Here is a 7,510-nt window from a genome sequence, read left to right as displayed (position 1 = left end):
GTGATTATTAATGACAATACTTACAAAAAAGTACATAGGAGATACTTATGAATAATATTCAAAAAGGAAGATTAGGAGAAAAGATAGCAGTAAACTATCTAATAGATAATGATGCTAGTATTTTAGATACTAATTATAGAATAAATAGTGGAGAGATAGATATAATAGCTAAATTGAATGAAGAATTAGTATTTATTGAAGTTAAGTCAAGAACTAGCATAAAATTTGGATATCCATCAGAGGCTGTAAATTATAATAAAAAAAGAAAAATAATAAATACAGCTAAATATTTCATGCTTAAAAATAATTTAAATGATATACCAATAAGGTTTGATGTCATAGAAGTATATTTAAAAGAAAATAAGATAAATCATATAGTAAATGCTTTTTAGAAAGGAATATAAATGCTTAGTATAATAAATTCAAGTAATTTAATGGGGATTAATAGTCATCTAATAAAATTAGAAATAGATATAACATATGGTATTCCATCCTTTAATATAGTTGGATTAGCAAGTACTGAAATAAAAGAATCTAGAGAACGGGTAAAATCAGCTATTATTAATAGTGGCTATAAATTTCCAAATTCAAGAATAGTAGTGAACTTATCACCTGCAGATATGAAAAAAGAAGGTTCCTTTCTTGATTTAGGTATATCTATAGGGATTTTAAGAGAATTTATAAAAAAAGATAATAAATATCTAGAAGAAAGTATGTTCATAGGGGAGCTTTCTTTAGATGGTAATCTTCAAAAAGTAAAAGGAATACTGTCTATTATAATTGGAGCTAAGGAAAATAAAATCAAGAGAGTATTTATACCTTCGGATAACTTATTAGAAAGTTTGTTTGTGGAAGATATAAATATAATACCTATAAAAAGCTTAAAACAATGTATAGACTATTTAAATGGAGATTTAGATATAAATAAAGAGTCCATACTGAAAAATATAAAATTAGATGCAGATAAGATACAAGATAACATATATGATGAAGACTTTTCTGATGTATCAGGGAATTATTTTGTTAAGAGAAGTGCAGAAATAGCTGCTGCAGGAAATCATAACTTATTAATGATAGGCCCTCCAGGTTCAGGTAAAACTATGATAGCTAAAAGAATTAGAACAATACTTCCAGATATAAATAAAGAAGAGATGTTAGAAGTAAGTAAAATTTATAGTTCAATAGGAATGATAGATAATAAAAAAGGAATTATAGATAGAAGACCATTTAGAAATCCGCATCATACATCAACAAAGCAAGCTATGATAGGTGGAGGAATAGATGCAAAGCCAGGTGAAGTTGTTCTTTCTCATAGAGGAGTACTATTTTTAGACGAAATAGCTGAATTTGATAAAAAAATATTAGAAACCTTAAGGCAGCCAATAGAAGATAAAGTTATAAATATATCTAGGATAAAGTATAATTATCAATACCCATGCAACTTTTTACTAGTAGGAGCAATGAATCCATGTCCATGTGGATACTATATGTCAGAAACTGAATGCAGATGTAAAACATTTGAAATAGATAGATATATTAATAAAATATCAGGACCACTACTTGATAGATTTGATTTATTTGTAGAAGTAAATTCTATACCATATAAAGAGTTTTCCAATAATATATCAGAATCATCTTATGATATAAAAAATAGAGTTGAAAAAGCAAGAGAGATACAAAAATATAGATTTAAAGATTATGATATAAATACTAATGACGAAATGAATTCATCCATGATTAATAAATATTGCAAATTAAATCAAGAAAGTATAGATACTATAGAGTTAATATTTAATAAATATAAACTAAGCAATCGAAGTTATACAAAACTGTTAAAAGTTGCAAGGACTATAGCAGATCTAGATGGAGAAGAAGATTTGAATTCTAATCATATTATGGAAGCTTTTTCTTTTAGAAAAAGTTATTATAAGTACTTTAAGTAGAGGTGAATTATGAATATAAATGATGCTTATTTATGGCTAAAATCCATAAGCGGAGTCACTAATAATACAATAGAGCAGATAGAATTAAATAATATAGATATCAAAGAGTTAATTAATTTTAGTAATAGCGATATACATAATTTAAAAAATATAAATACAAATATCAAGGAAAATATAGTAAAATATAAAAGTCTAACTTATTTAGATAAAATAAAAGAAAATTTATATAAAAATTCTATTGAATATATAAGTATTTGTGATGAGAAGTATCCATCTCATTTAAAGAATATACATAATGCACCAAAGATATTATTTTATAAAGGAAATTTAAATTTATTAAAACATAATATCAATTTAGCTATGGTAGGATCTAGAAAATGTACTCCATACGGAATAAATTGTGCAAAATCTATAAGTAAAAAATTATCTGATATAGGGATAAATATTATAAGTGGACTTGCTATAGGAATTGATACTTATAGCCACATTGGATGCTTAGAAGGAAAAAGTAAGACTATAGCAGTAATAGGATCACCAATAGACAATGTGTTACCAAAACGAAATATAAAGTTATCCGAAAAAATATTAGATAATGGAGGACTAATATTATCCGAATACAATGTGGGTGAAGCTGTATACCCTAGTAACTATGTTTATAGGAATCGTATATTAAGTGGTATAAGTGATGGAGTTATAGTAATTGAAGCTGCAAAAAAAAGTGGAGCATTAATTACAGTAGACTATGCATTAGAACAAGGTAAGAATGTTTTCTCTGTTCCTGGTAATATAAATTCTTGTATGAGTGAAGGTTGTCATAAGATTATAAAAGAAGGAGCAACATTAGTTCATAATGTAGAAGATATTTTAAATGAGTATAATATTAGTGAATATAGTTATATAGAAAATTCTAAAAAATATGATAATATAAAATTAAATGAAAAAAGTATTGAAATATTAGAGATAATAAAAGATAATGGTATCTTGAATATAGATGAAATTTGTGATAATACTAAAATGGAAGTTAAATATGTAAATTCAATTTTAAATGAACTAGTACTTAAGGATTTATTAATTGAAATCAATAATCAAGTATACAGTTTAAATATATATATAAATACAATAAGTGGGGGTGTGTCGTTTAATGGCAAAGACATTGGTCATAGTGGAATCTCCTGCAAAAGCTAAAACAATAGAAAAATTTCTAGGAAAAAGTCATTATAGTGTAAAAGCTTCTGTAGGTCATGTAAGAGATTTACCTAAAAGTAAATTAGGTGTTGATATAGAAAATAACTTTGAACCTCAATATATAAATATACGAGGAAAAGGTGATTTAATAAAAGAATTAAAGAAAGAGGCTAAAAAGTCTAAAAAAGTTTATTTAGCAACCGACCCTGATAGAGAGGGAGAAGCTATTTCTTGGCATTTAGCTTATATTCTAGGTTTAGATCAAAATGATGAATGTAGAATAGAATTTAATGAAATTACAAAAGATGCTATAAAAAAAGCAATAAAAAGTCCAAGAAGTATAGATATAGATTTAGTTGATGCACAACAAGCAAGGAGAGTTTTAGATAGATTACTAGGTTATCAAATAAGTCCTATACTTTGGCAAAAAATTAGAAAGGGATTAAGTGCGGGTAGAGTTCAATCAGTAACAACAAAGTTAATATGTGATAGAGAAAAAGAAATAGAAGCATTTATACCAGAAGAATATTGGACAATAGATGTAGAGGCTAAAACTTCTAATGATGAAGATATAAGCTTAAAATTTTATGGAAAAAATAAAGAAAAAATGGATTTACCAAATGAAGAAATAGTAAATTCTATTTTAAATGATGTAAAAGATAAAGAAATAAATGTAACTTCAATAGAATCTAAGACTAGAAAAAAATCAGCTCCTAAACCATTTACAACAAGTATGTTGCAACAAGAAGCTGCAAATAGATTATCATTTACAACTAAAAAAACTATGAGTATAGCTCAAGAACTATATGAAGGTATAGATATTGAAGGTGAAGGTACAGTTGGTCTTATATCTTATATTAGAACTGACTCAAAAAGAATTTCTGATGAAGCTAAGGAAAAATCAAAAGAGTACATCTTAGAGTATTTAGGAGAAGACTACTACAAACCAGATTTTGATAAGGGAAAAGAAAAAGAAAATAAAAAAGTTCAAGATGCACATGAAGCTATAAGACCTACTTTAGTAAGTAGAACTCCAGATAGTATAAAGGGCTCTTTAACTAAAGACCAATTTAAATTATATAATTTAATATGGAGAAGATTCATAGCTAGCCAAATGCAAGATTCAGTATTTGATACATTAAATGTAGAGTGTAAAATAGATAATTATACATTAAAAGCTACTGGATCTAAAATGAAATTTGATGGATATACAAAAGTCTATAATTTTACAGAAAGAGAAGATAAAATATTACCGTCTATAAATAAAGGAGATATTCTTGATATTAAAGATATACTTCCTGTTCAACATTTTACTCAACCGCCAGCAAGATACACAGAAGCTAGTTTAGTAAAAACTTTAGAAGAATTAGGAATTGGTAGACCAAGTACTTATGCTCCAACTATAACGACTATATTAAATAGAGAATATGTTGAAAAACAAGGTAGTAGTCTTCATCCTACAGAACTTGGTAAAGTAGTTACAGATATACTAGAAGCTAATTTCCAAAAATTCATAGATGTAGATTTTACAGCTACTATGGAAAGTGAATTAGATGAAGTTGAAGATGGAAATATACCATGGAAGGAAGTAGTAAAAAAATCATACGAACCTTTAAGAGAAGCTATAGAGAAAGCTATAGAAAATATAGAAAAGATAAATATGGACGAAGAAACTGATGAAATATGTGAAAATTGTGGACAAAATATGGTTATAAAGCATGGTAGATTTGGTAAGTTTATGGCTTGTAAAAATTATCCAGAGTGTAAAACTACAAAACCTATTGTAAATAAAGTAGGGGTAAAATGTCCTAAATGTCATACTGGAGATATAATACTTAGAAAGTCTAAAAAAAGTAAGTCTTTTTATGGATGTTCAAACTATCCAGAGTGTGATTTTATATCATGGAATAAACCAACTGGAGACATTTGTGATAAATGTGAATCGTACATGATAGAAAAGATTACTAAGTCTGAGACTAAAATTGTATGCTCTAATAAAGAGTGTAAAAATGAAATAGTTAAGGAGAATGCTGAAAGTTAAAAAATAAGGTGCTTTATTATTGAAAAACCAATAAATTTATGTTAATATCTCTATTGCATAATTATAAGAAAACCTAACTATTTATTATTATATATAAGAATATAAGGCAGAACTTTCATGAGGAGATGAACTTAAAATGGCAAGTGAAGTATTACAAAAAACAAGAAAAATTAATAAAACATTACAAACTAGTAGTGAAAGCAATGTCTCTTTTGATTTATTAGCAGGAGCATTAGGAGAAGTTTTAAGCTCTAATGTATATGTATTAAGTGCTAAAGGAAAAATATTAGGATTACATCTTAATGATATAGAAGATAGTTCAGTTGTAGAAGATGAGTTAACTAAACAGAAAATGTTTCCAGAGGACTACAATCGAAATATATTAAAAATAAAAGATACGTTAGAGAATTTAACAGGTGATGAGTTACTAGAGGTATTTCCTTTAGAACAAGATAGATTGGAAAAGAAAACAACAATAGTTCCAATTTTAGGAAGCGGCCAAAGATTAGGAACATTAGTATTATCAAGATATAATAATGGATATGAAGATGATGATTTAGTTATAGCAGAGTATAGTGCAACTGTTATGGGGATTGAAATACTTAGAGCTATAGGTGAAGAGTTAGAAGAAGAAATGAGAAAGAAGGCTGTAGTTCAAATGGCTATAGGAACATTATCTTATTCTGAACTTGAAGCAGTTGAACATATATTTGAAGAACTAGATGGAAAAGAAGGATTACTTGTTGCAAGTAAAATAGCAGATAGAGTTGGAATAACTAGATCGGTTATAGTGAATGCATTAAGAAAGTTTGAAAGTGCAGGAGTTATAGAGTCTAGATCTTTAGGAATGAAAGGTACTCACATAAAAATACTAAATGATAAACTTATGGAAGAACTGAAAAAATTAAAAAGTCATCAATAAAGAAATAAATAAAGGTATCTAAGTATTTAGGTACCTTTATTTTAATATATAAGGAGTGATAAAATTGCCTTTAGCGGATAAATTACGCCCTAAGAAAATAGAAGATATGGTTGGTCAAAAACATATTATAGGAAAAGGAAAAGTTTTAAATAAAATTATAGAAAATAAATCTATTCCTAATATGATTTTGTTTGGTCCACCAGGTACAGGCAAAACGACTTTAGCAAATATAATAGCCAGTATAACGGGAAAAAAGTATGTTAAGTTGAATGCAGTTAATTGTGGAGTTAAAGAAATAAAAGATATAATTGATGAAAGTAAAAGGGATTTATTTTCATATAATGGAATAGTACTTATGCTAGATGAGATTCAAGCGTTAAATAAGAAACAACAACAATCTTTACTTGAAGTAATAGAAGATGGATCTGTAACATTAATAGCTAGTACTGCTGATAATCCATATTTTGTAATATATAAAGCTATTTTAAGCCGTAGCTCTATATTTGAATTTAAGCCAATAGATAAAGAAGATATATTTATTGGACTAAAAAGAGCTATAGATAATCTTGAGAAAGAGTGTAATTATGAAAGTATTAATATAGAAGATGAAGCTATATATTGTATAGCTGAGACTTGTAATGGAGATATGAGAAGCGCACTTAATAAGCTAGAATTGGCTTTTAATACAGGGATTGACATAGGTTCTAATTCTGTAAATGTTACTATTGATACAGTTATGGAATGTTCTAGTTCTAAAATATTAAGTTATGATAGAGGTGGAGATGATGGATATTCAATATTATCTGCATTTCACAAATCATTAAGAGGTTCTGATATAGATGCATCTATTCACTATTTAGCAAGGCTTATAAAAGCTGGTGATATTCAAAATATAACTAGAAGGCTTTTATGTGTTGCAAGCGAAGATGTAGGACTTGCTGTTCCTCAAGCTATAACTATTACACAAGCTTGTGTACAATCAGCTCTTCAGTTAGGATTTCCTGAAGCTAGAATTCCTCTTACACAAGCAACTATATATCTTGCACAATGTCCAAAGTCTGATTCTGTAATCTCTGCTATAGATAGAGCATTATATGATCTAGATAATATAGATATAGGTGATATACCGATTCATTTAAAAGATGCTCATTATGCTGGTGCAAAAAACTTAGGAAGAGGTGTAGACTATAAGTACCCTCATAGCTTTCCTAATAATTATGTTAAACAGCAATACCTACCTGATGCTATTAAAGATAAGAAATATTATATTGCAGGAAATAATAAAAATGAAAAGTTATTTGAAAACTATTGGGAAAATATAAAAAAAGATAATTAATATGGAAAAAGCTATTAGGTAATATTAAATTTACTTAATAGCTTTTATATTATAATAAAGAAATTCAAGTATTATTTTAACAT

The 7,510-nt window shown here is 27.1% G+C and carries 6 protein-coding genes; all 6 read left to right on the top strand.

Going from position 1 to position 7,510, the window contains the following annotated elements; genetic code table 11:
- Positions 1-47: 47 nt before the first annotated feature.
- The 6 genes from G3997_RS07490 to G3997_RS07465 all read left to right on the top strand — a co-directional run bounded on the left by G3997_RS07490 (position 48) and on the right by G3997_RS07465 (position 7,427).
- Positions 48-392 carry a YraN family protein gene (locus tag G3997_RS07490; RefSeq protein WP_296645030.1) on the top strand — a complete coding sequence of 115 codons (345 nt, stop codon included), beginning with the start codon at positions 48-50 and terminating at the stop codon, positions 390-392.
- 12 nt (positions 393-404) lie between these two features.
- Positions 405-1,943 carry a YifB family Mg chelatase-like AAA ATPase gene (locus tag G3997_RS07485; protein WP_296645028.1) on the top strand — a complete coding sequence of 513 codons (1,539 nt, stop codon included), beginning with the start codon at positions 405-407 and terminating at the stop codon, positions 1,941-1,943.
- A gap of 9 nt (positions 1,944-1,952) precedes the next feature.
- Entirely contained in the window at positions 1,953-3,128 is a 1,176-nt protein-coding gene (gene dprA / locus G3997_RS07480; RefSeq protein WP_296645024.1) for a DNA-processing protein DprA, read from the top strand.
- On the top strand, positions 3,085-5,169 hold the full coding sequence (gene topA / locus G3997_RS07475; protein WP_296645021.1) for a type I DNA topoisomerase: 2,085 nt from the start codon (positions 3,085-3,087) through the stop codon (positions 5,167-5,169). Before dprA ends, topA begins: the two co-directional genes overlap by 44 nt.
- Positions 5,170-5,305: 136 nt before the next feature.
- A complete protein-coding gene (codY, locus tag G3997_RS07470) occupies positions 5,306-6,091 on the top strand; it encodes a GTP-sensing pleiotropic transcriptional regulator CodY (RefSeq protein ID WP_296645019.1) in 786 nt (261 codons plus the stop codon).
- Between the two features lie 64 nt (positions 6,092-6,155).
- Positions 6,156-7,427 carry a replication-associated recombination protein A gene (locus G3997_RS07465; protein ID WP_330616123.1) on the top strand — a complete coding sequence of 424 codons (1,272 nt, stop codon included), beginning with the start codon at positions 6,156-6,158 and terminating at the stop codon, positions 7,425-7,427.
- Positions 7,428-7,510: the final 83 nt, after the last annotated feature.

Origin of the sequence: Romboutsia sp. 13368 (assembly GCF_018336475.1) — a bacterium.
In the GTDB taxonomy this organism is placed as follows: Bacteria; Bacillota; Clostridia; order Peptostreptococcales; family Peptostreptococcaceae; genus Romboutsia.
This window is presented reverse-complemented; position numbering and strand designations above follow the sequence as displayed.

Coding starts and splice junctions, on each gene's coding strand:
- G3997_RS07485 (WP_296645028.1), top strand. CDS start 405: ATGCTTAGTATAATAAATTCAAGTAATTTAATGGGGATTAATAGTCAT.
- dprA (WP_296645024.1), top strand. CDS start 1,953: ATGAATATAAATGATGCTTATTTATGGCTAAAATCCATAAGCGGAGTC.
- codY (WP_296645019.1), top strand. CDS start 5,306: ATGGCAAGTGAAGTATTACAAAAAACAAGAAAAATTAATAAAACATTA.
- G3997_RS07490 (WP_296645030.1), top strand. CDS start 48: ATGAATAATATTCAAAAAGGAAGATTAGGAGAAAAGATAGCAGTAAAC.
- topA (WP_296645021.1), top strand. CDS start 3,085: ATGGCAAAGACATTGGTCATAGTGGAATCTCCTGCAAAAGCTAAAACA.